Here is a 277-nt window from a genome sequence, read left to right on the forward strand (position 1 = left end):
GCTCCTAGCTCATACCTAAATTCAGCGGCGCAACACGAACCTCAGGGGCAGCGATTTTCAATAAGCGTAGCAAGGCTTGCTCGAATGCTTGGCAGTCTGCGCTGGTATACGCGCGCAGCGGTGCTGTCGGGGGGGGCTTGGTAGCGGCGAGACCAGTTTGTTGTAGTAATCGTTGCAATTGTAAGGCGACTGCCAGACCGGTATCGACCAAGCTGAGGGCAGGGTAGCGCTGACTGGCTATGATGTCATTGATGAGCGTAGTGGCGAACGGGTAGTG

General features: G+C 56.3%; 1 protein-coding gene. It reads right to left on the reverse strand.

Annotation, left to right across the window (positions count from 1 at the left end; translation table 11 throughout):
* Positions 1 to 4: 4 nt before the first annotated feature.
* Positions 5 to 277, reverse strand: a 273-nt coding sequence (locus tag QN347_RS19865) for a hypothetical protein (protein WP_323494406.1), incomplete at its 5' end; no start/stop codon positions are given.

The sequence above is a fragment of the Sphingomonas sp. 10B4 genome, from assembly GCF_035019905.1.
Taxonomy (GTDB): Bacteria; Pseudomonadota; Alphaproteobacteria; order Sphingomonadales; family Sphingomonadaceae; genus Sphingomonas; species Sphingomonas glacialis.